25 protein-coding genes are annotated in these 26,909 nt (G+C 45.1%); 15 read left to right on the plus strand and 10 right to left on the minus strand.

All coding sequences use genetic code 11. The features are described 5' to 3' along the window. The first annotated feature begins 329 nt into the window (after positions 1-329). From U4956_RS13025 to U4956_RS13050, 6 genes are all read left to right on the plus strand, one after another. Positions 330-1,109, plus strand: a complete 780-nt coding sequence (locus U4956_RS13025) for a hypothetical protein (protein WP_323091114.1) — start codon at positions 330-332, stop codon at positions 1,107-1,109. A gap of 95 nt (positions 1,110-1,204) precedes the next feature. Further along, positions 1,205-1,504: a transposase gene (locus U4956_RS13030; RefSeq protein ID WP_323088329.1), complete on the plus strand. Its 300-nt coding sequence runs from the start codon at positions 1,205-1,207 to the stop codon at positions 1,502-1,504. A 17-nt stretch (positions 1,505-1,521) separates the two neighbouring features. Next, positions 1,522-2,436 carry an IS3 family transposase gene (locus U4956_RS13035; RefSeq protein ID WP_323091510.1) on the plus strand — a complete coding sequence of 305 codons (915 nt, stop codon included), beginning with the start codon at positions 1,522-1,524 and terminating at the stop codon, positions 2,434-2,436. Between the two features lie 471 nt (positions 2,437-2,907). Beyond that, the gene (locus tag U4956_RS13040; RefSeq protein WP_323091115.1) at positions 2,908-3,399 is read left to right on the plus strand and encodes a hypothetical protein; all 492 of its coding nucleotides are present in this window, start codon (positions 2,908-2,910) and stop codon (positions 3,397-3,399) included. Then, positions 3,362-4,024, plus strand: coding sequence for an ABC transporter ATP-binding protein (locus tag U4956_RS13045; RefSeq protein ID WP_323091116.1), 663 nt, complete (start codon positions 3,362-3,364; stop codon positions 4,022-4,024). The genes U4956_RS13040 and U4956_RS13045 overlap by 38 nt, the downstream gene beginning before the upstream one ends. Next, entirely contained in the window at positions 4,008-4,526 is a 519-nt protein-coding gene (locus tag U4956_RS13050; RefSeq protein WP_323091117.1) for a hypothetical protein, read from the plus strand. Before U4956_RS13045 ends, U4956_RS13050 begins: the two co-directional genes overlap by 17 nt. A gap of 94 nt (positions 4,527-4,620) precedes the next feature. Here the strand turns inward: U4956_RS13050 and U4956_RS13055 are convergent, their stop codons facing one another. Further along, a complete protein-coding gene (locus U4956_RS13055) occupies positions 4,621-5,601 on the minus strand; it encodes an ArsR/SmtB family transcription factor (RefSeq protein ID WP_323091118.1) in 981 nt (326 codons plus the stop codon). 580 nt (positions 5,602-6,181) lie between these two features. Here U4956_RS13055 and U4956_RS13060 point away from each other — a divergent pair. The 7 genes from U4956_RS13060 to U4956_RS13090 all read left to right on the plus strand — a co-directional run bounded on the left by U4956_RS13060 (position 6,182) and on the right by U4956_RS13090 (position 14,651). Next, a complete protein-coding gene (locus tag U4956_RS13060; RefSeq protein WP_323091119.1) occupies positions 6,182-7,957 on the plus strand; it encodes a glycoside hydrolase family 2 TIM barrel-domain containing protein in 1,776 nt (591 codons plus the stop codon). A 212-nt stretch (positions 7,958-8,169) separates the two neighbouring features. Further along, complete coding sequence (locus U4956_RS13065) at positions 8,170-9,537, plus strand: MFS transporter (protein ID WP_323091120.1); 1,368 nt, start codon at positions 8,170-8,172, stop codon at positions 9,535-9,537. Between the two features lie 321 nt (positions 9,538-9,858). Further along, positions 9,859-10,908 (plus strand): hypothetical protein, encoded by a 1,050-nt coding sequence (locus U4956_RS13070; RefSeq protein WP_323091121.1) that lies wholly within the window; start codon positions 9,859-9,861, stop codon positions 10,906-10,908. Between the two features lie 521 nt (positions 10,909-11,429). Further along, the gene (locus U4956_RS13075) at positions 11,430-12,230 is read left to right on the plus strand and encodes an HD domain-containing protein (protein WP_323091122.1); all 801 of its coding nucleotides are present in this window, start codon (positions 11,430-11,432) and stop codon (positions 12,228-12,230) included. 79 nt (positions 12,231-12,309) lie between these two features. Next, positions 12,310-13,155 carry a Cof-type HAD-IIB family hydrolase gene (locus U4956_RS13080; protein WP_323091123.1) on the plus strand — a complete coding sequence of 282 codons (846 nt, stop codon included), beginning with the start codon at positions 12,310-12,312 and terminating at the stop codon, positions 13,153-13,155. Next, entirely contained in the window at positions 13,155-14,027 is an 873-nt protein-coding gene (thyA, locus tag U4956_RS13085) for a thymidylate synthase (RefSeq protein WP_323091124.1), read from the plus strand. Before U4956_RS13080 ends, thyA begins: the two co-directional genes overlap by 1 nt. Before the next feature lie 102 nt (positions 14,028-14,129). Next, positions 14,130-14,651 carry a dihydrofolate reductase gene (locus U4956_RS13090; protein WP_323091125.1) on the plus strand — a complete coding sequence of 174 codons (522 nt, stop codon included), beginning with the start codon at positions 14,130-14,132 and terminating at the stop codon, positions 14,649-14,651. A gap of 117 nt (positions 14,652-14,768) precedes the next feature. On the opposite strand, the gene U4956_RS13095 is transcribed toward U4956_RS13090, so the two are convergent. After that, entirely contained in the window at positions 14,769-15,113 is a 345-nt protein-coding gene (locus U4956_RS13095; RefSeq protein WP_323091126.1) for a hypothetical protein, read from the minus strand. 125 nt (positions 15,114-15,238) lie between these two features. Next, positions 15,239-16,321, minus strand: a complete 1,083-nt coding sequence (locus tag U4956_RS13100; RefSeq protein WP_323091127.1) for an ATP-dependent 6-phosphofructokinase — start codon at positions 16,319-16,321, stop codon at positions 15,239-15,241. Positions 16,322-16,704: 383 nt separating this feature from the next. On the opposite strand from U4956_RS13100, the gene U4956_RS13105 reads away from it, so the two are divergent. After that, positions 16,705-17,298, plus strand: a complete 594-nt coding sequence (locus U4956_RS13105; RefSeq protein WP_323091128.1) for a hypothetical protein — start codon at positions 16,705-16,707, stop codon at positions 17,296-17,298. A gap of 448 nt (positions 17,299-17,746) precedes the next feature. After that, a complete protein-coding gene (locus U4956_RS13110; RefSeq protein WP_323091129.1) occupies positions 17,747-18,283 on the plus strand; it encodes an NUDIX domain-containing protein in 537 nt (178 codons plus the stop codon). A gap of 185 nt (positions 18,284-18,468) precedes the next feature. Here the strand turns inward: U4956_RS13110 and dapD are convergent, their stop codons facing one another. The 7 genes from dapD to U4956_RS13145 all read right to left on the minus strand — a co-directional run bounded on the left by dapD (position 18,469) and on the right by U4956_RS13145 (position 26,712). Continuing rightward, positions 18,469-19,152, minus strand: a complete 684-nt coding sequence (dapD, locus tag U4956_RS13115; RefSeq protein ID WP_395529150.1) for a 2,3,4,5-tetrahydropyridine-2,6-dicarboxylate N-acetyltransferase — start codon at positions 19,150-19,152, stop codon at positions 18,469-18,471. 155 nt (positions 19,153-19,307) lie between these two features. Continuing rightward, the gene (gene dapB / locus U4956_RS13120) at positions 19,308-20,018 is read right to left on the minus strand and encodes a 4-hydroxy-tetrahydrodipicolinate reductase (protein ID WP_323091131.1); all 711 of its coding nucleotides are present in this window, start codon (positions 20,016-20,018) and stop codon (positions 19,308-19,310) included. Then, on the minus strand, positions 20,015-20,905 hold the full coding sequence (dapA, locus tag U4956_RS13125) for a 4-hydroxy-tetrahydrodipicolinate synthase (RefSeq protein WP_323091132.1): 891 nt from the start codon (positions 20,903-20,905) through the stop codon (positions 20,015-20,017). The genes dapB and dapA overlap by 4 nt, the downstream gene beginning before the upstream one ends. Next, positions 20,898-21,713, minus strand: coding sequence for a diaminopimelate epimerase (gene dapF, locus U4956_RS13130; protein ID WP_323091135.1), 816 nt, complete (start codon positions 21,711-21,713; stop codon positions 20,898-20,900). The genes dapA and dapF overlap by 8 nt, the downstream gene beginning before the upstream one ends. Further along, a complete protein-coding gene (gene lysA / locus U4956_RS13135; RefSeq protein WP_323091136.1) occupies positions 21,710-23,026 on the minus strand; it encodes a diaminopimelate decarboxylase in 1,317 nt (438 codons plus the stop codon). The genes dapF and lysA overlap by 4 nt, the downstream gene beginning before the upstream one ends. 486 nt (positions 23,027-23,512) lie before the next feature. Continuing rightward, complete coding sequence (locus tag U4956_RS13140; protein ID WP_323091137.1) at positions 23,513-26,059, minus strand: translation factor GTPase family protein; 2,547 nt, start codon at positions 26,057-26,059, stop codon at positions 23,513-23,515. Further along, the gene (locus tag U4956_RS13145; RefSeq protein ID WP_323091139.1) at positions 26,017-26,712 is read right to left on the minus strand and encodes a histidine phosphatase family protein; all 696 of its coding nucleotides are present in this window, start codon (positions 26,710-26,712) and stop codon (positions 26,017-26,019) included. The genes U4956_RS13140 and U4956_RS13145 overlap by 43 nt, the downstream gene beginning before the upstream one ends. Between the last annotated feature and the right edge of the window lie 197 nt (positions 26,713-26,909).

The following is a 26,909-nucleotide window of genomic DNA, read 5'->3' on the forward strand; positions in this document are numbered from 1 at the left end:
TGTTTAGGGACTGTTTCTTAGCAAATTAAGATTGGCTGACCATGGTCGTCATTTTCAATCGCAGGTTTTTGCAATACAAGGGGGAAAGCCCCCTTGTATTGTTTATCTAGTGTTTCATCTCAATGATTTTCGATAAACGTGTTATTCGTTTGGATTTCTTATTTTCTTTAAGTAAGGGGAATAGTCCCGGATTTGTCTCTATAGGTTTTGGCTAAATATAGTTGAGATGAGTCACTAGATATAAATAGATTTAATTAGTTGTTACTTATCTGACTGATTAGTAGAAACACTACACAATGGAGTTGACTTACTCTCTAGTTAGGATAAATATGTATCGAAATTACGAAATTCAAAGGTTTTCCAAAATCCTTATTGGATCCATTCTGTTCACATTTGTCTATACTCTGATCTGGTATAAAGCTCAGTACCCATATCTACCGTTTTTTCATCAAAATGGTCAGGGACTTTATCCCTATTATCAGTTTATGAATGCCGCGGACAATGTTATCTGGTTTTTGTTTATGTATTTTGTAGCTGCCCATATTCAGTCGATTCCCGATTTACAAAGCCGCAAGAGTGGATTTGATAGGATGGTTAAGTCCCGAACAGGGCTGAAGTCTTACTATTTGGAACACTACTTCTGGAATTTTCTAGGAGGAGTTCTCCTGTTTCTGGCATGTGGGCTAACCGCTGTTCTGTCCATCAACTTTTTTTGCGACCGATTTATGGTAAATATTGTCAGTCAAGAAACATCTGCAGCCTTTTTATTGTTTAGCCAAAATGCCTATCTGAGTCTTTTCATCTCTTTGATTCTGTCGTCGATTGGATTCGGTATTTATTGCGCATTGTTATATAGCCTCAGTTTCTGGATTTCCAATATCAATATATTTCGAGCAGTCGGAATTATACTTGGGATGGTATTGTTGTTTATTCCAATTATTGGAGCCACGTTTCCAGAAAGCAGTTTAATCAGCCGTTTGTTTTCCTGCCTGTATCTACCCAATATAATCAGCGCAGGTATTTCAGGATACGGTAGATATGGCTATCTGATCCCTGTACCTATTCTTTACTGTCTAACCAGTCTCATTTATCTGTTTGGGACGATATGAAGTTAGAATAATTAGTGGACAAACCGAATAGAGTTTATTCCTAACCGGTTCTATGTCATAGAGTTACAATTCGAAACGAACAGGAGAGTATTTCTATGGCAAACAAACGGAAACAAATTACTGAAGAGCAGCGAAGAGACGCTCTTCAATATGTTAAAGACCATCCCGATCTGACGATGAAAGAATGCGCAGACAACCTTGGAATTGGGCTGAGCACTTTGAGTCGATTCAAGACACAGGCCAAACGCTCAGAGGATGGTGAACCGGAATTTATTGGATCTGGTCATTATACCAATCCAGTTGAAAAGGAAAATGCCCGTCTCCAAAGGGAACTCAAAGATGCTCTTGAGGCGCTAAAGATCTTAAAAAAAGCTATAAGCATTCTGGGAAATTAAACTCCACGCTCTATAGCCTGGTACACGAAGAAAGCGAAAAAGGAGAAGACTTCTCCGTGGCCAGAGTGCTTAAACTACTCGGCCTCTCCAGATCTGGTTATTATGCCTGCCTGAATCGAAAACCCAGTAATCAGGCGATACGTAAAGAAGATGTGAAAAAACAAATACAAAAAATATATGATCAGAGTCACCAAAATTACGGTGCCCCGAAGATTGGAGTTCTTCTACGCAGGCAAGGCTACACGATTACAGATCGAACCGTCGGTACCTATATGAAAGAGATGGGTATCCGGGCACAATGGATAAAAAAGCCACAGCGGCCTTCAATTATCCCAGGAACGGATCAAAAGCTCAGAAACATTCTGAAGCAAAAGTTCAATCCTGATCAACCAAATGCGGTCTGGTGTACTGATATTACCTATATTCACACCCGACAGGAAGGGTTTGTCTATTTAACCTGTATCATGGACCTCTTTTCAAGAAAGATTATTGCCTGGAAATTATCCAGAACCATGGAGGCTGAAGATGTTCTGGAAGCGCTGGAAACGGCTAAAATCAGGCGAAAATCCGATCGGCCAATTGTATTGCATACAGACCAGGGTATCCATTTTACCTGCAACCACTATCAGAATCTGACTTCCGATATGATTCGCAGCTACTCCAAAAAAGGGTACCCTTACGATAATGCCTGCATTGAATCCTTCCATTCTCTAATCAAAAGAGAGTGGCTTAACCGATTTGAGCTGGAAAATTACTGGCAGGTCTATCGCTTATGCGATCAGTATATCGAGAGTTTCTATAACCCGGTACGAATTCATAGCCACTGCAATTACCTGTCTCCAAACACCTTTGAGCAGATGAAGGCAAGTTCTAATGCACAACCACTTACAAATGAAAAACAGAAAACTGCATCCGCAGAAAAAAACGGATAGTGGAGGATGATAGCCGCGTTGCCAGGATCCAGTTCTCGAAAGGCGCAGCCGCTCGAGAACGTGAGCTGTCATGCGGCATCATAGATAGCTTGAAAGACTTTCACCGTCGCTTCGCTCGATGGAAGACCTGAGTGCACAGGCGGTCGTAGGCTGACAAGGGTTTAAGCGACAGCGGCCCTTTTCAGCCGTAGACCGAATGTGCGACGATGGTCATCGAGCAAGCGACGAGTGAAAGTCCCACACACCTCACCGGAGCGAGCTGCGGTCCAGCGTGCCACGCTGGTGCGGTCCAGCCGCAGAGGCTGGTCGCCGATAGGCGAAACGGAAAACGAACAAATAAGGCTAAAGGAAAGCCGCAGAAAAAAAGTAGTTAGGGCTTCTACTGATAAGAAACCTCTATTTTAGTTGTACTAAATCTTGACATAGGACCAATAATCATCGGATGGCTTGGAGTTCGTCATGAAGAATCTAATGGCTGATATTAAGAGATATCGATTGTGGCTGCATCTTCTTCCATATCTGCTGCTTTTTTATCCGGCAACAAGTGGTGAGGCCCCTTTGGAAAGAGCGTTGTTCGAAGCACATTATGTGACGCTATTCCCTAATTTAGCCTATATCTTGGTTACTTATAATATTGTAGGGAGAATTCAGATTATTGCTCCTTATCTCATCACTCGCAAAGGAAGAGACTGGTATGAAACCAGAGTGGTACAAATCAGCATGGGGTCTGTCTTTATTTATCTGGCGATGCTCTATGGCTGGTATTTTTTATATTACCCGACAATGGGAGTGGATTATCCACTTCGTCTGATCATTCTTTTTTTGTTTTTGAATACAATTATGATGCTCACTGTTTCATGGATTCTTTGCCAGCATAACGGTAAGCATTTATTTATGGCGATTTGTCTGGAACTTTTTTTCCATTATGCATTTATCTATCCGTTCGGATCGTTTCTTGCATAGAGGAGGTGCAATTATGGAGCTTTTAAAAATTGAAAATCTATCCAAAGCGTTCAAAAACCATCAGGTACTGAATGGATTGAATCTTTGTGTTAACGCTGGTGATTTGATCCATATTCGAGGACAGAATGGATGTGGAAAGTCCACTTTATTTAAACTCATCTGCGGTTTGGAAAAAACAGATTCCGGAACGATTTCTTTGACAGAGGGAGTAGATAAGGGTGCTTTGATTGAAAATCCGGGCTTTATTGAGAATGAAAATCTTACGGCAAATTTGGAGTATCTCTATTCCTTAAAACACTCCGTAAATAGAAAAGTCATCCGCGACTATATAGAAGCTTTTGGTCTTGATCCAGATTCGAAAACGAAAATGAAAGATTATTCAGTAGGCATGCGGCAAAAAGCAGGAATTATTCAGGCGATAATGGAAGATCAGAACCTTATTTTGCTTGATGAACCATCCAGAGGGCTTGATGAAGAGTCGCTGCTTGTCTTAGAAAAGATTATTCTTAAAAGTATCCAGGAACAGAAAGCAATCATTATTGCTTCACACGACTCGTTAGATAATCTTCCTTTTTCACGCAAACTCAGACTGGAAAATGGCCAACTATATGATGATTGCAATTGAACAGATAGATTGGAAAAGGCTTGGGATTAGTCTGAGCCAGATTCTATTCAATTTTCTGCTTTCATTGGCAATAGCGGATATTGTTCCAGATCCGGCTGTTTACATTAAGGTCAAGTATCTTTATTCAAGTGATCTCGCAATCTATATTGCTTTGACACTGCTTTTTCTCTTTGGAACTTTCTGGTATTTTCAGCAGACTGTTGGACCAGATTTATATTTAAGAGATTTAATCATCGTCAGATGTGGATATAAAAAATACCTTGAGATAATCACAATAAAATACTTCTGGTTCGTATTCATATTTGTTATTGGTTCACTGCTGAGTGATTTAATTATCGTTCATCAATGCTTTCTAGGCTTGATTTTTCTCAATGCCATTTTCATGATTCTCGCTTGGAGTGTGTTTTTAGTTTTGATTAAAAGTCATGACTGGTTATACATTTTCTCAACAGCATTTATGTGGATGCTTAGAGTGATTGCCGTGTTCTTCATATCCTTATGATAAGAGGAAATAATCGGCTTTCTTTTTGCGCCCGTTTATTTCAGATAGAGTATAAAACAAGGGATGAGGGAAACCATCTGGTTTCTTTCATCCCTTATTCGGTTATGCTGCTACTCTGTATGCTGCGCTGCGGATTGGCTCGTCGATAATAGAAGCGGAAAATAATCGGCTGGTTGTAATCACCAAAGTGGCGGCCAAACAGGTTGATGCCACCATAGTGGCCATCCTTTGGATAGGTGCTGATGGTAAAGGTCAGCTGATCCTTATCCTTGCGGTTTTCAAGAATCTTGGAAAGCGGGGTGGCTCCAATCTGGGTGCCGTCCATAAAGGTTCCTTCTTCATTGATCAGCAGAGTCTTTAACAGCCCGTATTCTGTTCCTAAGGTCCACCAGGCTGGGGTATAGCGGCCTTTGCGGTCACCAAAATCAGCTGGACTGGTCCACATGCCCAGATTGACGCCGTTCATCTGGAACTGAATATCCGATTTCCAAGAACTGTTAAATCCCGGATGTTCGGAGCAGATTTCCAGCGAAATTTCGATCTCTTCAGTGCGCTCAAGATCCACGTCCATTAACGGAATCGGATAGGTGATATAGCCGGAAGAAAACCATAATAAGGAGACGGAGTAACGGTTGACGGCGCTGAAGTAGCGGGGGTTGTCGATATTGCCAAAGACCTTGTCTTCTGTTGCCAGACCACAGGGAGCTGCGATGTCATAGTCGCTGTAAGCGGAAATTGGAATTTCAACTTCTTCAAAGGATCGGGTGATCTCCTGATAGTCGTTATTGAAGATGATCTGCGCTTCATTGAGGGCCAGATAGCACAGCTTTTTGAGTCCGCGCTTCCCCGGGTTCGTATAACTTTTAACAATTCCAGCTTCTTCCAAGAATTGAATATGCTTGGTGATCAGGGCGGTAGACAGGCCAAGAGCCTGGCTTAATTCCGTAATAGAGGCTTCATTCTTTTTGAGCAGGCGGATAATATCTAGCCTGTTTTTATTTGCGAGCGCCTGAAAAAAGAGCAGTGACTGCTCGTCCGCTTTCAGGTAGACGATTTCTTTTTTTTCATGATTCATCAATATCTCATCCTTTTTGTGATCGGTTATGAATTGTTTAATGAACGATTTAAACAGCTTTTCGATCCATGCCAGCCTGAATGGACTACAGATTGTCTACTTGGACCATTGCTCATTTTTGACGTGGCCATAGCGCCTTCCGAGTTAACAAAAAGAAAGTTCTAAAGCAGGTTAGAAGAATTAACAGCTGCAATTCCAAATGAGCGGGGCGAAAAGAGATTCTGCTTCTTTTTGCAAGACTCGTTTTTGGGAAATGAGTCGGCATGGATCAAAAATGATTCTCTGTTATTGCTAGAGTAACAGATCTTTGCCATTTGTGATGTTCTTTGCATCATTATGTCATCCGTATAAAGAAATGGCGCCAGGAAGCAGTCAGAAAGCTTATATCGATTTTAGAACCGCACAACTGTTAATTGGCAATAAATCAACTGTATATGGATGAATATAAAGTCTTAAATAGAGTATTTAAAATATTTTTAATGAAAGCGTTAACAGCATCCGCTCTGATTTATAGAATACCATTGCATTAATCAGTTAACGAAAAGATGAATTAAAAGTCATGATGATGACAGGAGAAAATATGTTAGAGAAACTAAACTTTCCAAGGCCGCAGATGGTGCGGCGTGACTGGATCGACCTGAATGGAGAGTGGGATTTCTGTTTTGATGATGACAATATCGGACAGAAAGATGCTGCTTTTACCAGACCAGGGTTCTTTGATCGCAAGATCATTGTTCCTTATGCCTATCAGACGAAAAATTCCGGAATTGGCTTGAATGAAGACCATCCGGTTGTCTGGTATCGCAGATTGCTTCCCATTATGAAAAGCCAGGAAAACCGCTATTTGCTGCACTTCGAAGCGGTGGACTATAAAGCTGATATTTATCTGGATGGCCAGCATCTGTATTGCCATGAGGGGGGATCAACTCCCTTTACGGTGGATATCACCGATGTGATCCATCCTGACTGTGAACTGGTGATCCGGGCTGAAGACTACAACCGCACTTGCCAGCCGATTGGCAAGCAGTCCTGGAAAAAAGAAAACTTCTTATGCTGGTATACCCGCACAACAGGAATCTGGCAGCAGGTCTGGCTCGAAGAAGTTGGAAGCACGTATCTTTCCGAAATCCGCATGATGCCCGATATCGATGAGGCTAGCCTGCATCTGGATCTGTCGGTGGCTCATGCGACTCCGTCCACCAGAGTGGAAGGGCAAGTGTATTTTAAGGGCGAGCTGATCACGGGCTTTTCAAGCCGGGTCAAGTCTGGCCGGGTTCGCCTGAGTGTGGATGTGTCCAGTGAAGATGCAAATTTCCGTCTGCATTTCTGGAGTCCGGCGGATCCAAATCTTTATGACATTGTCTTTGATGTGATTGAAGACGGCCAAATGAAAGACCATGTCGAAAGCTATTTTGGAATGCGGGATGTTTCGGTTAAAGGCAATAAAGTCTGCCTGAACAATCAGGAGTTTTACCAGAAACTGGTTCTGGATCAGGGATACTGGCAGGATGGTGGTTTAACCGCTACTCCAGACCAGCTGCTGGCCGATCTGGAAAAAGTGAAAGAAATGGGCTTTAACGGGGCCAGAAAGCATCAGAAAATCGAAGATGCCCGCTATATGTATCTCTGCGATGTTCTCGGTCTGGTGATGTGGGCGGAAATGCCAAGCTTCTTTGAGTTCTCCCATCATGCCAACGAGAATGTCACACGCGAACTGCATGCCTTTGTGGCTAAGCATTTCAATCATCCTTCAGTCATTGCCTATACATTGATGAACGAAAGCTGGGGAATTAACGAGGTTTATAAAAACCAGGCACAGCAGGCATTTGTCAATGGTCTGTACTGGCTGACGAAGTCGCTGGATCCTTCCCGGGTAATCATTGGCAATGATGGCTGGGAACAGACAATTGGGGATATTATCACGGTTCATGACTACAACTCTGATCCCAAAACCCTTGCGGCCTCTTATGTGAACCTGGCCGATGCAGCCAATGGCAACCCATCTTTGACCAGTCTTCGTCATGTATTTGCCAAAGGATACGAATATGCCAATCAGCCTTTTATGATTTCGGAATTTGGCGGTGTGGCCTTTGATACCGGCACCCGTCTGATTGATTCAAGCTGGGGCTATGGCAATCGACTCAATGGCCAGAAAGAAGTGCTGGAAAAAATGGCTTCACTTTGCCAGGCAGTGTATTCCATCGATGGTTTATGCGGTTTCTGCTATACCCAGCTTTCGGATGTCGAGCAGGAAGTCAATGGTCTGCTTGACCACCACCATGAATATAAATTTGATCCGGCCGTGATCCGCAAGATGATCACCGGTACCAGAGAAACCGGCTTCCTCTTTATTTAAAGAGAAAGCTGTTCATCCTCTGAATCTGTTTTCAAAATGACCAGGACCGATCTGGACCCAGATCTACGTGCTGATCCTTGCCAGCTTGGAAATTTATGGCGGCATTGCTTCTTTTTGGCTGTAAGGGTTGGCCAGAGAGGTCTGCCTGAGCACAAGATGGATTCCAGATTCATGAGGATCTATTATTACATTTTGATTTGAAAGGAAATTTAATGAAATCCACTACGACAACAACAGTCTCAAGCCAGACTGTTTCGAAAAAGGAATATCTTGGATATTTCTCTTATGGCTTTGGCCAGTGCTTCTCCTATGGCTTGCTGGGAAGCTTCATCCTTTTCTTCTATACCGACATTCTGGGTATTTCTGCGATTGCAGCCTCAACTATCTTCCTGATTGCCCGCGTATGGGATGCGGTCAATGACCCGATGGTTGCCGGGTTCATGGATACCCGTCGGACCAAAACGGGGAAATTTAAAGGGTATCTGAAATTTGCACCATTATTTGTGGTGATCTCCACAATTCTTTGCTTCTTTGCTCCTGACCTGGAAATGCACTGGAAAGTTTTGTATGCGGCGATTACTTACATCCTGTGGGGAACGGTTTACACCGTTTCTGACATTCCATTCTGGTCCATCTCTGCCGTGATTTCTGATGATCCTCAGCGCCGGACCAATCTGGTTACAGCTGCTAACCTGGGAGTATTTGCAGGAATCGGTATGGTTGGATCTCTGGTGCCATTGTTAGTGGGTGTCTTCGGTCAGAATTCTCTGGCTGACGGATACTTCTGGGCAGTGGTTGCCATCATGGTTGTGGGTTATGGTTTCATGATGTTCGGTCATTCCACCATCAAAGAACGTGTTGAACCCGCAGCCGGTGAAAAAGTTTCAATGAAAGATGTCTTCAAGAACCTGCTGGTCAACCGCCACTTATTTAAGATGCTGGCGATCTTCTTTTTGAACCTCTTTATGAACATCGTCAACGGCATCATCATTTACTTCTTTATCTATAATATGGGCAACGAAAACCTGATGAGTATTTATGGTCTGATGGGAACGTTTGCAGCACTTGGATTCTTCCTGATTCCAGCACTGACGCGTAAGTTTCGCAAAAAGGATCTGTTAGTTGGCATTGTTCTGGCTGATATCGTTGTTCGCATTATGTTCTTTATGATGGGATATGAAAATGTTGGGATGTTATTGCTGATGCTGATGCTCACCCAGCTGTTCCATGCCTCGTTAGGGCCAGTCATGTCTTCCATGATTGCAGAAACGATCGAATACTCCGAAGTGAAAACCGGCAGACGCTGCGAAGCGATCACATTCTCCGGTCAGACCTTCATGGGTAAACTTTCCGCTGCAATTGCTGGCAGCTTAACTGGACTGATTCTGGTTGTAATTGGTTACGTCCCTGAAGCTGCTGTTCAGTCTGAACAGACTCTGCAAGGATTGTTCATGGTTGTCTCCTTGCTCCCAGTTCTTGGTGGTGTCATCCGCCTGGTGATTCTGAAGTACTATACGTATACGGAAGAATGCTACAAAAAAGACTTGGAAATCCTGGTCCAAAGACGTCTTGCGGCTTAATCATTTACAGGTATTCCTGAAAAATTCTGTCATCCGGATCTGCTTATGATCCGGATTTTTTTCGTTTCTTGCAAAATCACGGCCAGTCTCTGATTCGAAATCAATCCTGATGCAGGTGCAATTCTGGCGGATCAGAACGCTGTTCAACAGATTGGAAAGGCATGGATCATGATCGCTGATCAGTCGAAAAAAGGGGGATAGGTAAAAGAAAATAAATGTTCCTTCTCGGGCAAAGGAACAAAGAGGGATGACAGCCCCTCGTATAATGAAGACTAGAAAACAGGCAATACAGGCAACACCTTCAGAAAGGGAGTAAATACAATGAAAAATATTTTTAAGTCTTCTGGCACACTTCTGCTCTGTGCAGCTCTTCTGGCTGGATGCTCTGGATCTACGAGTGCAAGTTCTCAAAAGACCTCTGATCTTTCAACAACTTCGGTTGCGTCCAGTGAGAAGACCAGCGAAAAAACCTCTTCAGCTGCAGCAGCTCCAGTCAGCGAATCCCTGCTGGATCAACTGGTTGCCGCAAGCAATTCCGATGACGAGGCGCAAAAAGTCTGGATGGATATCTTCCAGAACACTGTCGATGCGTACAATGGCAAGCTCGAAACAGAAGGGGATGGCGAACTGTATGCCTACCAGACTGATGGAGATACCAGCTTTGTTGATAACAATATTATTTATAAAAATGGACGCAAGTCTGGCATCCTGACCACTCCGGAAGAAATTCTGAGTGCAGATTTGATGGATGATGATGATTCTTATAACAAGATGCTTTACGGCACGGGTGTCTTCTCTTCAATCCGCAATGATGGTTCAACCAGTGCAGCTGTAAACTTAACCAGTACCTCAGATGATCGTCTGGTCGGTAAAATTGCAGGAATCGTTGAGAATTCCTATTCCAAAGATACCTTTGCGGCAGAGAACCTCAAAGATGTGGTGATCAATTGCGGATATCATCGGGCAGTGGATCCAATTGCGAATGCTTCACTTTATGATTTTGATCTGACCAGCCACGCTGATGGCTACGAGCTGAAACTGAAGATCAAAGACCTGGATGATTTCAAAGCCAAAGCAGCAACCTTAACGGTTTCAACCGATGGACCAACTCTGCTGCTCAATGAAATCACCGAAGAAAACTTTATCTTTAAATTCGATAAGAATGGAATCCTGAAGAGTGTTGGCAACAATATCTTCCATGCGCTCTATACCCTGCAGAATAAAGAGTATGTCAATGTCCGCAACATCACCGAAATCGAATCTCTGGATGATGTCGATGATTTCCAGCAGATTGTTGGCAGCTTCATGTCTGAAGTTGAAGACAAGAAACTCACAGAAGGTTCTGACTTCAATATTGAAGACTGGGAATAGTCAAACCTTCCTTGGTCTTCTTTGTCCGATTCTTTGCTTTTTCTGATTTAGATCGAACGATTCTATCCCTGCGGCCGGGCTCAGATCAATAATTGTCTGAGTCCGGTTTTTTTTTGCGATTGTTCAGGTTTCATTGAGAAGAAGAGTTCGCCAGGTTCGAAAGAAAAATCGCGAAAGTCAGAGCCATCTGATTCGCTTATTTCATATACTGACTCGACTTGGCGGTATAGTTAAATAAGAAATTAAAGAAACTGGCTCAGTTTATCTCTGTAGAGAATCAGTCCTGGCGCTTTGAACAAGAATGTTTCTGGTTCGTTTCTGGACAGACAGGAAGAAAATCAACATGAGGTTTCGAATTGAATTTGTAAGGGATTCAGTCGGAAGACTTAAAATCTGTCTGAGTTCCACAGCGAAAACGCTTATACTAGGTTCTAAATCGTTTCTTAACCAGATCGATTAAGAGATGGGTATCAGACCATTCCCCTGAATGGTCTGATACAACAGAAAGAGTGAATACAAAGATGTCTGAAACAAAGGAAGAAAAGCTGTTTACAGAATATGTTCGCAACTACAATCCGGATGATTCTCAGATCCGGCTGAAAATCGTGCATACCTGGAAAGTCGTCCAGGCTGCTGATGAGATCGCAAACTCTCTCAATCTAAACCCCGAACAAAAGCGTCTGGTTCATCTGGCTGCTCTTTTTCATGATATTGGCCGCTTTGAACAAGTGCGTCGTTATCACACCTTTCATGATGCCAAGAGTGTTGATCATGCAGCATTAGGCGCGCAAATTCTGGAGCAGGAAAACTTTCTGGACGATCTGTCTGGAACCCAGCGCCAGCAGGTCATTGAAGCAGTCCGGGTTCACTCCCGCTTTCAGATTCCAGATGAAGATGAAGGATTTCAGCGGACTCTGGACCAGATTGTACGAGATGCAGATAAAATTGATATTTTCCGTGTCAGTGCGATCGAAGATCCAAAAGATACCTCAGGAGCCACACTGGAAACGATTGATCAGGATCGGATCAGTCCGCTGGTCTATGAAGCCATCTGTCAGAACCGCAGCGTTCTTCGCAAAGACAGACAAAGCCATCTGGACTTCTGGATCTCCTTTCTTGGTTTCGTCTGTGATCTGAACTTTCCGGCTTCATCCAGAATGGTTTTAGAGCAGCAGTACTGGAATACCCCATTACAGACCATGCTCGATACTCACCAGATTACCGATCCAGTCACCCGAAACCAGATTGAAGAGCTGCTGTCCGCAACCAGAAAGCAGCTGGAAACCAAAAGTCAGGAAAATACTCTGCAAACTTTGATCTGACTCAAAAAAATTGGGCCAGAACAGACCGCATAAAAACTGAACCAAGATCGAAAAATATAAAGAAGGAAGGCGCAGATCTATGAAACCTGTAACACTTGTCGCCACCGATTTAGATGGCACATTATTAAACAGTGAAAAGAAAGTCTCAGAAAAAAACAAAGAAGCCATTCGCCGCTTGAAAGAACATGGCATTCTGTTTGGCGTTGTCTCCGGCCGTCCGGTTGAAAGCGGCCTGATCCTTTGTAAAGGATGGGGTCTGGAAGATTCCATCAGTTTTTTAATCGGCATGAATGGCGGTGTTCTGTATGATACCCGTCGTAAAGAAAAAGAAACATATTCCGTTCTGCCTGGCCATCTGATCTGGCAGGTGATTGAAAAATATCGTGATATGCCAGACCTGCACTTTGAAGTGATGGTTGGCAACAAGCGCTACGTTGAGTATTCAACTCCAGAAACTCTGGCCAGTGCCGCTCTGTATGGCGAAGAAGAAATTATTGTTGACCTCAAAGAATTTCTGTCCGATCGCAACGTTAACAAGCTGATCATTCGTTCAAAACCTGAAGACCAGCCAAAAGTTATTGAAATCGCCAGAACAATCGATCTGCCAGGCATCAAAGGCATGACGACCAGTGATGTTCTGTTTGAATTTGTCGATCCGGATATTAATAAGGGCTTTGGAATCCAGAAAATCTGCGACCATTTTGGCCTGAATCTGGACAATATCGTTGCGTTTGGTGATGAAGCCAACGACATGGAAATGTTAATGATTTCTGGAACCGGTGTAGCAATGAAAAACGCACTCCCTTCTGTGAAAGCTATTTCTGATGTTGTCAGTGACTATACCAATGATGAAGATGCACTGGCTCACTATATCGATGAAGTCATTCTTCCTGCCCATCCCGATAGAATCGAGAAGAATGCTTAATGGCTAAGTGGGATGATCTCTATTGCTCTCTGTGCGAAAAAATTTTGAATGAGGGCACCCGTGTGTCCAATCGCACCGGGGTCGATACCATCAAACTGCCCTTTGCGCATTTCACCCTGGATGTCGGCAAGGAATTTCCAATTCTGACCACCAAACAGCTGTTTATCCGGCAGGCAGTTCTGGAAATGTTATGGATCTATCAGGCACAAAGCAATGATGTGCGCTGGCTGCAGGAAAGAAATGTTCATATTTGGGATGAATGGGAACTGGATGACAACGGCGACTGGAAAGAGATCCAAACCGGAAAAGTGCTCCGTCATTTTGATCCGGCGATGGCGCATACCATTGGGACAGCTTATGGATATGTTGTTCGTAAGTACAATCTGATCGACAAATTGATTCAGTCAATCCAGCAAACCCCTGAAGACCGCCGGCGTGTGCTTTCTTTATGGCAGGAAGCAGAGATGGAAACGGCTGTATTGCCAAGCTGCGTATGGAGCAGCGAATGGGATGTAACAGATGGAAAACTGAACTTGCTCGTGCATCAGCGCTCCTGTGATGTTCCTTTAGGTCTTCCGTTTAATGTCACCCAGTATGCAGTTCTGCTTTGCATGATCGCTCAGGTGACCGGTCTTGAGCCTGGCATTCTGGACTGGTCGATCAAAGATGCGCATATTTACGTCAACCAGATTGATGGCATCAAAGAGCAGCTGGAGCGCTGGCATACCAAAGGTTCACTGCCTGCCCCAAAACTCTGGCTGAATCCGGAAATCAAGAATTTCTACGATTTCGATTCTTCCAGTAAATTGAACGATATTAAGCTGGAAGATTACCAGCATATGGGAAAAATCAGTTTTCCGATTACACAGTAATAAAGATCCAGTAACAGATATAAAATAACGAATCTGCACTCGATCAGGCAGGCTGTATGGATTCAGCCTGCCTGATTTGTATGAAAGGAGTTATTAGTTATTATGAAACTTGTCATGATTGCCGCTATCGGGGCTCATAATCAGCTGGGATTCAATGGCGATATGCCGTGGAAAAGATCACTTTCCAGTGATCTGAAGTTTTTCAGACAGACAACTGCCCATCATCCCATGGTCATGGGCCGCAAGACCTTTGAAAGCCTGCCAGGACTTTTACCAGGCCGGGAGCATCTGGTCATTACTTCTTCCAAACTTCCTGCCATGGAGCATGTGCAGACTTATCCGAATTTGGACTCTTTCTTGCAGGCCTGGAAAGACAGTGATCAGACCATCTATGTCATTGGCGGGGGAAGCATCTACCGACAGTTTTTACCGTATGCCGATGAATTGATTCTGACTGAAATTGACTCAGATTTTGACGCTGATACCTGGTTTCCAACATTTGATGCCAGCCAATACGATCAGACCCTTTTGGATACGGTTGAAGAAAACGGCTATATCTATCGCCATATTCGCTATCGTCGAAAACCTGATGGCCAAGTCGGGAACCAGGCTGAAAATGAATAAGACTGAGTCTGGCTGACTTTCTCATCTTCTATCTTCTCATCCTTTTTGTGTAAAAAAGCGCAGATCCAGGATTTCAGGATCTGCGCTTTTTCTGAATATCGTGATTGAAAATGGGAATTAAGCTCTGCCTTTGATCCGGGACAGTTTCTGGATCATTGCCTTACGCTCTTCTTCCAGTCTGGCTTTTTCTTTAGCAGCAGCTTTATCAGCTTCTTTCTGGATCTTGCGGATCAGAAGAATGATCAGGCCGATTGTTCCAGCTGCTAAAGCAGCGCAGGCAATGGCACTAACCGCACCTTCTTCACGTTCTTCACGAACAACTTCGCGATGATCGTAGTTGAATGGGACCTTCTTATCAGCCAGGCGATTGCTTTCAGCAGCCAGCAGGCGGGAAAGCAGTTCATTTCTGGCATCGTAATTCATGTTTTTGACTTCATTTTCAAGATAGGAAAATTTGCTCATATCAATACCTCTTTATTTAGTGTACCTGATCAAAACGGAAATCAGCCCGCCAAGCCCGCTCAATTGGACAGAGAACGAGAGAGGATGGAATTCAGTTTAATCAATTCACTTATGGGGATCAATGATTATTCATCACCAAAGCTGATGCCAAGCATGCGGGCTTCTTTGACGATGTTTGAATTAGGATCGACGAGTTTCAGTTTGCCGGCTGCTTCAGATAATGGCACTTTGACGATTTCACGGTTTTTGTAGGCGACCATGAATCCATATTCACCCTCACAGGCCATCCGACCGCCTTCCGCACCCAGGCGGGAAGCGAAAACACGGTCATACGCGTCTGGCATCCCACCACGCTGGGTGTGGCCAGGAATGGTTACGCGCACTTCTTTACCAGTTGCTTCTTCGATTTCAGCGGCCAGTTTATAGGAAACAGAAGGGTAGATGTAGTTTTGCAGTTTCTTCTGATATTCCTTCTTGGAGAGTTTTTTGTCTTCTTGTGAGATTGCCCCTTCAGCAACAGCAAGGATCATGAAGCTGCCGCGGTTGTTGGTCTTTTTGCGCTGAACGGTTTTAATAATGGATTCGAGCTTGTAGGGGATTTCTGGCAGCAGAATAATATCTGCACCGCCGGCAATACCGGCATTTAATGGCAGCCAGCCCGTTTTGTGGCCCATGATTTCAACAATGAAAACACGACCATGGCTGGATGCAGTAGTATGAATTTCATCAATTGCACGGGTGGCAATATCAACAGCGGACTGGAATCCGAAAGTCATATCAGTGCCCCAGAGGTCATTATCGATTGTTTTTGGCATGGAAATGACATTCAGACCTTCCTGACTCAGACGGTTTGCGGTTTTAATGGAGCCGTTGCCCCCTAAAACAAATAAGCAGTCCAGACTAAGTTCATGGTAAGTCTTCTTCATCAGTTCGACTTTGTTATTGCCATACTGATCTGGTTTATCGATTTCTTTAAATGGCACACGGCTGGTTCCCAGAATCGTTCCGCCGCGGGTGAGAATATCTTCAAAGTCACTGCGATGGAGCATGGTGTAGCGGGAATACATCAGTCCTTTATAGCCATCCTGAAAGCCGTAAAATTCGGTTGGTTCTTTGGCGTTGTTCATTGCGGACAGATAGATTGCACGCATTGTCGCATTTAAAGCCTGGCAGTCACCGCCGCTGGTCAACATTCCGATTCGTAACATGAATCGTTCCTCCTTATTCTTACTTGTTTCTATTGTAGTCGGAAACAAAAAGAAACAAAGAATAAAAACCATCACAGGCTATCAAGAAAGGGAAAAAATCAGCAGGGATTGGAAAAATGTGTGAAAACGCCTGGTTGTCATGGGCGAGGCCAGGCTTCTGTAAGAATAGATTGGCTGGTCTGCAAAAGGGATCAGACTGGAAACGAGTCGACTAAAAACAGGACTCTGGCTGTTTTGCAAATCAAAGAAATCATCCGTATTGATCCTTATAGATCCACCCAGGAAAGGATCAACCGGGAAAGGATGAGGAAGATTCCGGGCAGATGGGACTGACGAATTTGTTTTCTGGCTTTAAATAAGGTCAGACCATAGGGGAGGTTCTTATGAAAAAAACATTCTTATCTGCTATCCTGCTCAGTTTTGCTTTAGCAGCTGCAGGATGCTCTTCAAGCTCTGATTCTTCTGCAAACTCTGCCGGAAATGATTCTTCTGCTGCGGTGTCTGTTGTTTCTGAAAGCGATGAATCGACAGTAAAAGGAACCGAAACGGATACCACTGAAGATCAAGTTGTTCCACTGTTTAATTTTGAACCGATCAAGACTGCATTACAGGACCAGAATTTTGTTCTCAAAGACGAAAATTATAAAGACGCTGCCATGACACTGGTTGCGCAAGGGGACGAAGGTACCTTTGATGTCCGGGCAGAAAAATTGGAAACAGCTGAAGATGCACAGAAATCCTATGCCCAGGCCATCAGTGAACTGGAAAACGATTCTTATCAGCTGGTCAATGCCTATAGCACCGATACCACCGATCTGACTGTTCTGATCAATGATGTCAACAATGTTTATGCACTGATTGGTGTAGATAAAGAATCTATGGACGTCTATATTCTGCAGGATATCCTGGAAGGAGCTGAACCATCCGTTCTGGATGCCATGAAGAGCCTTGGCTTTAAAACTGAAAATGCAGACTGAAAAGTCTGAGAAGCCAGAAGAAGCTACAAGAAGCCAGGAGAATCTGCCTTTGGACCGTTCTTGCTCAGGCGAAGGACTGCCTTGCTCAATAACCTGTCTGTGTTTTCAATTGATTTTAATCTCAGCAGAAGAATCTGGTTGTTGAAGTTTCGGATTCTTCTGCTTTTTTATTCTTTGAAAAAAAGGGCGGACTGCCTGATTTCATCTCCAGATATTCACTTTGTAGCCGATAGACAGCAATAGTGACCAGAATGCAAAACGACTGGTAAAATAGTGAAAGAATTTCCTCGTATAAAAGATATAAGATATAATATAAAAGATATAAGATATAAAATCTATAAGGTTTATTTTATGATCGGAAAACGGCCTTGCACCGATACACATCCTGAGCTGGAAATGAGTAAAGCAGCTTTCAAAGACCAATGCAATGAATGGAGATGAAAAAGAGATGAGTAAACATGCCCGGGTGAATGGAAAGCTTCTTCAGCTGAACAAAACCTATAACAACCTTAAAAATAAGCAGAAAGAGAAGATTGCGCATTGGATGGTTGAAGAGACAGAAATGTTTTATGAAAAGACCGGTGCGTTTCCCACAGACTCGGATGAATTTACGATTGTAGACAACGTATATGCCCGGATTGAAGCCGCAGAGATCTGGATTCCCTATGATGAAATTGCCATACGCTACAGCAAAAAACGTGAATCCATCTGCCGTTCTGTTCGCAAATTGGAAATTTTCAATGCCCATCTTCATCAGCAGACCGCAATGGTTACGATGTGTCTGGTCTGCCATAATGATAAAGTTCTGGTGGTAGAGAAGATAAGAAGAAAACGTCCGGTGATCACCTTTCCCGGTGGAGATGTTGAACCGCACGAATCCTTTTTTGATGCAGTGGTTCGAAATGTTTTTGAGCAGACTGGAATTCTCATCAAAAATCCGGCTATGCAGGGGATCTTTCACTGGCAGCAAGAAGGAGTTGCGTAAAAATATAAGTCGTACAGCCAGCTAGCTCTGAACAGAGGGACCGGTTTTGAAGAACCATCATAACAAATCGAAAAGAACGCGCCTGATCGATGGCTTGAAAAACCGTTCGATCAGACGCGTTTTGTTCGTAGTTCAAGATTGTTCGTAAGTGAAAAATGAGGTGTAAGACTGCTGATCAATTGTGGCTAAATCGTGCGCAGAGCATCTACCAGTTCGGTTTTGGCACTGGCCTTGGCATCTTTCATTTTGATGACTTTAGCTGGACAGCCGGCCACGACCGCATTGGCAGGTACATCGTCAATGACAACAGCACCGGCGGCAACGACGGCGTTTTCACCAATGTGGCAGCCTTCAATGACGACCGCATTGGCGCCGATCATGACATTGTCTTCAACAATCACCGGGGTTGCGCTGGCCGGTTCAATCACGCCGGCTAGAACGGTTCCAGCACCAATATGGCAATGTTTTTTGACGATTGCCCGGCCGCCAAGAACAGCCCCCATGTCGATCATGGTGCCCTCACCAATTTCAGCACCAATATTAATGATCGCTCCCATCATGATGACGGCGTTATTGCCAATGGTGACATGATCGCGAATAATGGCTCCGGGTTCAATGCGGGCGTTGATGCCTTTTAAATCCAGTAAAGGCACAGCCGAGTTGCGCATCTGGTTTTCAACGACATAGTCTTTAATGATGGATTCGTTTTCTTTGAGAATGGGTTCAATGACGCTCCAGTCGCCAAACACGACTGATCCAAATTTCTGACAGCCCGGAAAGTCGATGTCCTGATCACAATTGATATAGACTTTAACGGGTGTTTTCTTTTTTGCGTCGGCAATAAACTGAATGATTTCCTGTGCTTCCATGAGCATTCCTCCCTTATAGTGGCTTTATAGATGTTTTTATAGGTTCTTTGTATAAATGTTTTGGTATTCAGCAATCAGTATCGAATCTTTCAAAGTCGAATGAAATGGATCTGACTTTTCCAGATCAGAAAAATCAGATCCATTTTTTGAATGGTCTAGCCGACCAGATCGGTCATGTTGTACAGACCGTTGGGTTTTCCTTCCATAAATTCGGCTGCCGCAATGGCCCCGTTGACAAAGATCTGGCGGGAGTTGGCATTGTGGCTCAAGACAAGTTCTTCATCCGGCCCAAAGAAGCTGACTTCATGACGGCCGGCAATATTGCCGCCGCGAACGGCATGAATACCGATTTCTTTTTCGCGTACACCGGTCCGGCCGCTTCGGCCATAGACTTTCTTGAATTCGTTGTCTGGGTCGATAGCTTCTACAAGCGCAAGCGCTGTGCCGCTTGGCGCATCGATTTTCTGGTTATGATGGGTTTCGACAATTTCGATGTCCCATTTGTCTTTCAAAAGCTGACTGGCTTTGGCAGCAAGACTGGTCAGCAGGGCGATGCCCAGTGAATAGTTGGCCGCAAAGAAAACAGGGTTGGTTTTGGCCAGGTCGTTAAGCAGGGCTTTTTGCTCATCGCCAAAACCAGTGGTTCCTTCGACCAGCACAATTTCTTTACCTGCAATGGCTTTGGATACCCAGTCCAGATTGTCCGGGTGAGAGAAGTCTAAAACCAGATCCAACTGGTCAATCTGATCGAGCAGCCCGGCTGGATCAAAGGCATCGACGTTAGCCAGGACAGTATGGCCATGTTCAATGGCAGTGGTCTTTAACAGCTGGCCCATGCGGCCTTTGCCGACAATTACGATATTCATGCCTCAACGAGCCCCTTTTCCTGGAGAGAAGCAAACAGTTTGCGGCGATTTTCCGAAGCCATTTCGTACAGCGGCAGCCGGTATTTTCCAACTTCCATACCCATCATGTTCATAGCTTCCTTAACTGGAATGGGATTCACCTCAATGAACAGGTTATGAATGATATCCAGCAAGTCTAACTGAGTTGCTCTGGCCGTTGGATAGTCGCCATCCAGGCAGGATTTGGCAATCTGGTGGGTTTCCTGAGGGAGAATGTTGGCCAGAACGGAAATAACGCCTGAAGAGCCAAGAGACATCATGGGTACGATGATGTCATCATTTCCGGAATACATCACGAAGTCATCGTTTAAAAAGCGGGCGACATCCGTTGCATAGGACAGATTGCCGCTGGCTTCTTTGATGCCCTGAATCATTGGATGCTGGCTGAGAAGTTCGATTGCGTTGATGGAAATAGAGCATCCGGTGCGTCCTGGAATGTTATAGAGAATGATTGGAATGTTGACGGCATCCGCAACCGTGGTGAAGTGGCGGATCATGCCTTCATTGTTTGCTTTGTTATAATAAGGGGAAATCAGAAGCAGACCATCCGCTCCCATGTTCTGATATTTCAGGGCTTTTTCCAGCTGTGTCTGGGTGCAGTTGGAACCAGCGCCAACGATAATCGGAATGCGATGATCAGCAGTGGCCAGAGCGCAGGCAACCACAGCGTCATCTTCTTCATGGGACATCGTGGACGATTCACCTGTAGTTCCTAAAACCAGCAGGCCATCGGTTCCGTTTTCGATGTGCCAGTTGATCAGCTCACGCAGTTTTTTGAAGTTCACCGTTCCATCGGGATGGAATGGGGTAATTAAAGCAACGATTGATCCTTTTGGCAGATTAGTCATATTCGTACTCTCCTTCAATAATTTTCTTGGCAGGACCCGTCATGAAGACGTGATCATCTGCGCTAATTTCAATTTCCAGTCCGGCTTTTTTCAGTTCGACGGACACTTTTTCTTTGGTTTTGTTTAAAGCATGAGCCGTATAGGCACTCGCGCACACGCCAGTTCCACACGCTAAGGTGACGCCGCAGCCCCGCTCATAGGTCTGTACCTGTAAATGGGTATCATCGACAACGGTAACAAAGTTGACATTGGTCTGTTCTTTGAACAGGGGATGATGACAGATTTTGCGGCCAGTTTCTTCAATATCTCCCAGGGCGTCCTCGCAGAAAATGACCGTGTGGACAGTCGACATGAAAAAGGAGTACAGCGTGTAAGTTTTACCATCGATTTCCAGCGGATAGTCCCAGATTTTCTGATCGGTTCCAATCAGGGCCGGATCCCAGAGGGGCTTGTCCATATCGACTCGCACAAGGAAAGGATCGGTATTGAGAATCGAGATCACTTTCTCGCCAGCCAGTGTCTGAACTGGGAAAGGATCGGGCAGATCAAAGCCGTGATCGAAACAATAACGGGCAAAGCAGCGGATGCCATTGCCGCACATTGGCGCTCTTGAACCATCCTGATTGTAGTAGACCATTTCCAGCGGGTCTTTTTTGACGGCGATCAGGCCATCGGCGCCAATCCCGGTATGCCGATCGCATACCTTGACGATAAAATCGATGGGATCGTTGAGCGAGGCAAAGACTTCATAGTCAAGCATGACAAAGTCATTGCCAGCTCCATGGTATTTACAGACCGGAATTCTCATTGTACTTCCTCCAGAACAACCGTTTCCCGCTCGATCAGTTCATCGAAGCTCTGTGGTTTGATCGCCCAGAAAATCTGGCCGTCTTTGACAAAGACCACGCCCGCAAAAGGAAGCTTGTTATAGTTGCTCGCCATCGAATATCCATAGGCACCTGTGGAATGAACCAGCAGCAGATCACCGCTCTTGCAGGGCTGGAGCAGGATGTTTTCGCCAAGCAGGTCCCCGCTTTCGCAGCACTTGCCGGCAATGGTCACGGTTTCGGATTTTTCGCTGTCCATATTGGTCGCAACATCAAAAGAATAGTCAGCCTGATAGAGGGCAGGGCGGATGTTATCGGTCATACCGCCATCGATAAAGATGTATTTGCGGTTCTGTGTTTCCTTTAAAAAGCCGATTTCATACAGCTGATACCCCGCTTCGGCCACGATCGATCGGCCAGGTTCAATGCAGATCGTTTCCAACGAAAGATTCAGGCGTTCTTTTTCCAGTTCGGACTGATGAACGATGTCCTGACAGATTTCGGCAATGGAAACAGGCTGATCGGCATCGGTATACCAGACACCAAAGCCACCGCCAAAATCGAGCGTACGGGTAACCAGTCCAAACGCGTCTTCAAAGTCCCGTGCAAACTGGCAGACTTTCGTAATTTCCGCCATGAAGGCGTCTTTTTCAAAGATCTGAGATCCGATATGGGCATGGAAGCCATCAAAGGAAATACCAGGCGCGGCTTGCAGTACAGAAACAACCTGGGCAATTTCGTCCATTTTCAGAATCGAGATGCCAAATTTTGAATCGATATAGGCAGTCTGTATGTATTTATGGGTGTGGGCATCAATCCCTGGATTGATGCGCAGCACGGTTTTGATCCGGCAGCTTTCGTATTCTGGTTTCTGTTTTAAAGAAGCCAGAAGTTCAGCTTCCATCAGGTTATCGACTACAATGGTTCCAACGCCAAGTTTCAGGGCCATTTCCAGTTCCCAGACAGACTTGTTATTGCCATGGAAATAGACTTTGCTTAAATCAAAGCCGGCTTTGTAGGCGGTGTAAAGCTCACCGCCGCTGACCACATCCAGACCAAGACCGTAGTGGGCACAAAGCTTGTACATCGCAATGCAGGAAAAAGCTTTGCTGGCATACAGAACCGATGTGTTGAACTTCTCGCTTTGAAAGTTGTCGATAAACTCTTTCATCCGATCTTCAAGAGCAGTCTGATCGTAAATATAAAGCGGTGTATGACAGCGTCTTGCCAGTTCGCTCACGCTGACATTGCCGATCAGAGCCTGCCCGTTTCGGATTTCAATTCCGTTATTCATAAATTTTCCTCCAAAAAAAAGCAGTGAAATAGATCGACTATCTCACTGAAGAACATTCTCATCGGTGGTGATAGCCCTCCTACAAGCTTTCTTGTAGACAGTCCAGAAGATATTTTCCGCTGGCCCACCGGATTTCCATGCCTGAAAATCCAGTTCGGCACCTTTGCTTAATGCCCGGTCAGACGCCTGCCGGCTTCCAGAGCATCAGTCATTGGTGCAACCTCTATCGCTTTTCTTTTGTCCAATCTTACCCGGAATTTGAATGAATACAAATAAATTGGCCGCAATTTGATTGAAATTCCGGAAAACACCTGAAAAAGATGGGAAAATCGACTTGTTTTTTGAAAAGTGATCGAAAAAAGCCAGACCCCCAAAGGTCTGGCTGACTGGTATGGATATGGTGTTGACTGGGCGGTTATTCGATTCGGGATGACCACTCATTCGTAAGGATTGCTTGATTCAGTAGCGGTTTTGATCTGTCGTCCGCTAGCGAACAGATTTCAGATCTTCAAAAGCTCTGGCATTCACGCCGCGAACCATGCCCTGTAATTCACGAGCTGAAATGCGGCGGGCACCATGAGAAATAACAGAGTTCTGGATCAGTGCATCACTGGTTGCCGCAATGCATTCGAATTTTCCCCGCAAGTCATGCACTTTCTTTTCGATATAGCTGTCGGCAGTCATCCCTGCTGGCGTATAGACAATCGAAGAAGACCCATTGCGGCTGCTCGAGCCATGAGAGCCTTTCTGTTTTGTGCCATCAAAGACAATGATCATTGACCAGCCGCGATAGCCCTGGTAGTTAACCAGCATGCTGATGAGCTGCTCACGGGCAGAATGCAGGCTTTTAGCGGCAAGTGCTTTAAGCTCTGGCCATGAATAGATCATGTTATAGCCATCGACAAGCAGACAGATCGGCAGATTGGAGAAGCTCTTGACACTGGCTGGTTCCAAAGACAGTTCTGTACGTTTTTTACGAGTGGAGAAAGATTTCTTTTCGTTGCGGTTGGCACCGCCCGCATTACCAAAGGCCTGGCGCAGTTCTTCGTCGCTGACTTTTCCGGAATTGACGGAGAAGCTTTTAATAGACTGGCGGGTATCAACTGGAATGTGAAGATGATCTTCGACTTCATCCCATTCGACAATTGTTCCGCTGCCATTGGAGCAGAAAACGGAAGCGGCCGGGTTGCGGCGGTCGGAAGCTGGATCATAGCCAATCTGTTCAATAATGGTTTCACTTTCCTGACAGACATCATAGCCGCTGGTTTGACTGGCAAACGAGGCCGTTCCTTTGGAGGCCCGGGCCAGCTCTTCCTGAAAGTTCAGTAAAGTGCGCACTGGACCGCGGCCGGTAATCAATACCAGGCCGCTTTCCAGCTCTTTGACTTCAACGGAAGCCTTGCGCACATCCAGCTGATAGAGCACTTTGGACAGATGTTCACTAGGCACATGAATTTCAAAGGAGAAATAGGGTTCAAGCAGAATGCTTTTAGCTTTCATCAGGCCCTGACGAACGGCCCGATGAGCAGCCTGACGGAAATCGCCGCCGGATGTATGTTTCTGGTGAGCCCGTCCGTTGACCAGCGTGATTTTGACATCGGTCAGTGGTGAGCGGGTTAAAACTCCGGGAATTTTCCAGTCGGACAGTGCGGATAAAATCAGGCGCTGCCAGTTAAGCGAGAGAATATCGCGGGGAACTTTCGAGGAGAAAGTCAGCCCCGAATTGCGTTCGCCTGGCTCTAAAAGCAGATGGACTTCAGCATAATGGCGCAGTGGTTCAAAGTGGCCATATCCGAAGACTTCATCGGCAATGGTTTCCTTATAGACAATCTGCCCGGGTCCAAATTCGACCTGAAAGCCGGATTTTTCAAGAATTTTCTTTTTCAGGACTTCTTTTTGAATCGATCCCATTAAATGAATGGAAATCGCCTGATTTTGTTCGTTGAATTCGACTTGCAGGGAAGGATCTTCCATCATCAGTACTTTCATCCAGCCCATCATCTGAACTGGGTCAATGCCTTCGGGCAGAATCAGTTCATAATACAGAGCCGGGGAAAGCAAAGCTTTGGGCTTGGCTGTTTCAAAGCCAAGCCCATCGCCTGGCACCAGATCTTTTAAGCCTTTAACCGAAACAACTTCACCGGCTTTCGCTTCAGGAACAGACTGGAAGCCTTTGCCCTGGTAGATCCGGATCTGGTCGACTTTCTGATCATTGATGATTTCTTTGGCTTTTAAAACACCGCCGGTAATTTTGAGATGAACGATTGGCATGGAGGTTTCATCGGTTGTGACTTTAAAAACGCGGGCGCCAAACTGATCTGGATAGTCTTTGGGCACGGTAAAAGAGACCAGCGCATCCAGCAGCTGTCTGACCCCTTCGTTTTTGAGAGCGGATCCAAACAGCACCAAAAACGCCTTGCGCTCCATCACCGCTTTGGTCATCGACTTTTGGCTCAGGGTTTCGGTTTCGAGAAATTCATTGAGCAGATCTTCGTCGAGTGAGGCAAACTGTTCAATCCAGTCCTGAGCATCCAGATCTACGATCCGGTCATCTAACGTACGAAGAGAGTGGATCAGTTCTTCTTTGGATAAATGGGCAGCATCCATTTTGTTGACGAAAAGAATTGCCGGAATCTGGTAGGTTTGCAGGCATTTCCAGATGGTGCGGGTGTGGGACTGGACGCCATCCAGGGCACTGACCAGCACGATTGCGGTATCAAGAACGGATAAGGTCCGCTCCATTTCAGCGGAAAAGTCTGCATGACCCGGGGTATCGATCAGATTGATCCGCGTGTCTTTCCATTCCAGACCCGCTTGTTTGGAATAGATCGTAATGCCGCGGGCCCGCTCCATTTCGTCATAATCCAGAAAGACGTTCTGATGGTCAACCCGGCCGGCTTTTTTGAGAATTCCGGCATCCACAAGCATGCTTTCAATACAGGTTGTTTTGCCTGCGTCAACATGCGCCAGAATTCCTGTTGTCAGAGTTCTCATTTCTTCAGATCCGATGGTCTGACGCCTGAGCAGTGCCATCGCTCAGTTTTCATTTCTTTTTTCTCTTGTTCCAGTTCTGGAATTTTATTTTCAAGCTGCTCGAGCTCAAATTCATCCAGGGCTTCTAGCTGATCAATTCTCTTTTTGGGAAAGTCATAAATGCGGACCTCGCAGTTTTTCATGAAATAGGTACGGAAATCATCATTGGACATGCCGTTGAAGTAGTTTTCAATGAGCCGGGCAATACCGCCGTGGGTGGTAATCAGGATGTTTTCCCGTTTGGTCTTGCAGGATTCCTTGGTCAGATCATCCAGGAAATTATAGACGCGGGCCGCAACGTCCAGATAGGATTCGCCGCCTTCAAATGGTTTAAAGTATTCTTTCTTTTCAGCCTGATAGGTTTCATCTTCACGGCTCAATCCTTCAAAAATTCCGAAGTTCTGTTCGATCAGTCTTTTGTCCACAAGAATGGGAGCCGGATTGGTCTGGTATTTGCAGACAGCCTCAGCCGTCTGATATGCGCGTTTCATGGGGGAAGAGTAAATGGCATCAAAGTGAATATTTCCCAGTTTGATGCCAGCGGTAGCGGCCTGACCAATTCCAGTGTGGTCAAGGGGGAGGTCACTGCGTCCTAACACGTGGTTGATCTTGTTACGGCTGGTCTGGCCGTGGCGCATGACGTAAAGTTTCATTCAAAAAATGTCCTTTCTGGGTTTCCTGACAGGAAACAGGTATTCAAGCTATGCGTGCATAGCGATTTGTATAAGTCAAAACAGAATGACCGCAGAGATCCATTCACCAAAAGAAATCAGGCAATCGCTATTTTTGCAGGAGGGGTACTCGAAATGGAAAAGAAAAGTGAGGGCTGTTTTCAGCATAAACTGACTAA

It is taken from the genome of Allobaculum sp. JKK-2023, assembly GCF_034745455.1.
GTDB lineage: Bacteria > Bacillota_I > Bacilli_A > Erysipelotrichales > Erysipelotrichaceae > Allobaculum.

Bases quoted from the DNA above. Each gene is read 5' to 3' on its own strand.
- U4956_RS13025 (WP_323091114.1), top strand. From the start codon at position 330: ATGTATCGAAATTACGAAATTCAAAGGTTTTCCAAAATCCTTATTGGA.
- U4956_RS13030 (WP_323088329.1), top strand. From the start codon at position 1,205: ATGGCAAACAAACGGAAACAAATTACTGAAGAGCAGCGAAGAGACGCT.
- U4956_RS13040 (WP_323091115.1), top strand. From the start codon at position 2,908: ATGGCTGATATTAAGAGATATCGATTGTGGCTGCATCTTCTTCCATAT.
- U4956_RS13045 (WP_323091116.1), top strand. From the start codon at position 3,362: ATGCATTTATCTATCCGTTCGGATCGTTTCTTGCATAGAGGAGGTGCA.
- U4956_RS13050 (WP_323091117.1), top strand. From the start codon at position 4,008: ATGATGATTGCAATTGAACAGATAGATTGGAAAAGGCTTGGGATTAGT.
- U4956_RS13055 (WP_323091118.1), bottom strand. From the start codon at position 5,601: ATGAATCATGAAAAAAAAGAAATCGTCTACCTGAAAGCGGACGAGCAG.
- U4956_RS13060 (WP_323091119.1), top strand. From the start codon at position 6,182: ATGTTAGAGAAACTAAACTTTCCAAGGCCGCAGATGGTGCGGCGTGAC.
- U4956_RS13065 (WP_323091120.1), top strand. From the start codon at position 8,170: ATGAAATCCACTACGACAACAACAGTCTCAAGCCAGACTGTTTCGAAA.
- U4956_RS13070 (WP_323091121.1), top strand. From the start codon at position 9,859: ATGAAAAATATTTTTAAGTCTTCTGGCACACTTCTGCTCTGTGCAGCT.
- U4956_RS13075 (WP_323091122.1), top strand. From the start codon at position 11,430: ATGTCTGAAACAAAGGAAGAAAAGCTGTTTACAGAATATGTTCGCAAC.
- U4956_RS13080 (WP_323091123.1), top strand. From the start codon at position 12,310: ATGAAACCTGTAACACTTGTCGCCACCGATTTAGATGGCACATTATTA.
- thyA (WP_323091124.1), top strand. From the start codon at position 13,155: ATGGCTAAGTGGGATGATCTCTATTGCTCTCTGTGCGAAAAAATTTTG.
- U4956_RS13090 (WP_323091125.1), top strand. From the start codon at position 14,130: ATGAAACTTGTCATGATTGCCGCTATCGGGGCTCATAATCAGCTGGGA.
- U4956_RS13095 (WP_323091126.1), bottom strand. From the start codon at position 15,113: ATGAGCAAATTTTCCTATCTTGAAAATGAAGTCAAAAACATGAATTAC.
- U4956_RS13100 (WP_323091127.1), bottom strand. From the start codon at position 16,321: ATGTTACGAATCGGAATGTTGACCAGCGGCGGTGACTGCCAGGCTTTA.
- U4956_RS13105 (WP_323091128.1), top strand. From the start codon at position 16,705: ATGAAAAAAACATTCTTATCTGCTATCCTGCTCAGTTTTGCTTTAGCA.
- U4956_RS13110 (WP_323091129.1), top strand. From the start codon at position 17,747: ATGAGTAAACATGCCCGGGTGAATGGAAAGCTTCTTCAGCTGAACAAA.
- dapD (WP_395529150.1), bottom strand. From the start codon at position 19,152: ATGGAAGCACAGGAAATCATTCAGTTTATTGCCGACGCAAAAAAGAAA.
- dapB (WP_323091131.1), bottom strand. From the start codon at position 20,018: ATGAATATCGTAATTGTCGGCAAAGGCCGCATGGGCCAGCTGTTAAAG.
- dapA (WP_323091132.1), bottom strand. From the start codon at position 20,905: ATGACTAATCTGCCAAAAGGATCAATCGTTGCTTTAATTACCCCATTC.
- dapF (WP_323091135.1), bottom strand. From the start codon at position 21,713: ATGAGAATTCCGGTCTGTAAATACCATGGAGCTGGCAATGACTTTGTC.
- lysA (WP_323091136.1), bottom strand. From the start codon at position 23,026: ATGAATAACGGAATTGAAATCCGAAACGGGCAGGCTCTGATCGGCAAT.
- U4956_RS13140 (WP_323091137.1), bottom strand. From the start codon at position 26,059: ATGGCACTGCTCAGGCGTCAGACCATCGGATCTGAAGAAATGAGAACT.
- U4956_RS13145 (WP_323091139.1), bottom strand. From the start codon at position 26,712: ATGAAACTTTACGTCATGCGCCACGGCCAGACCAGCCGTAACAAGATC.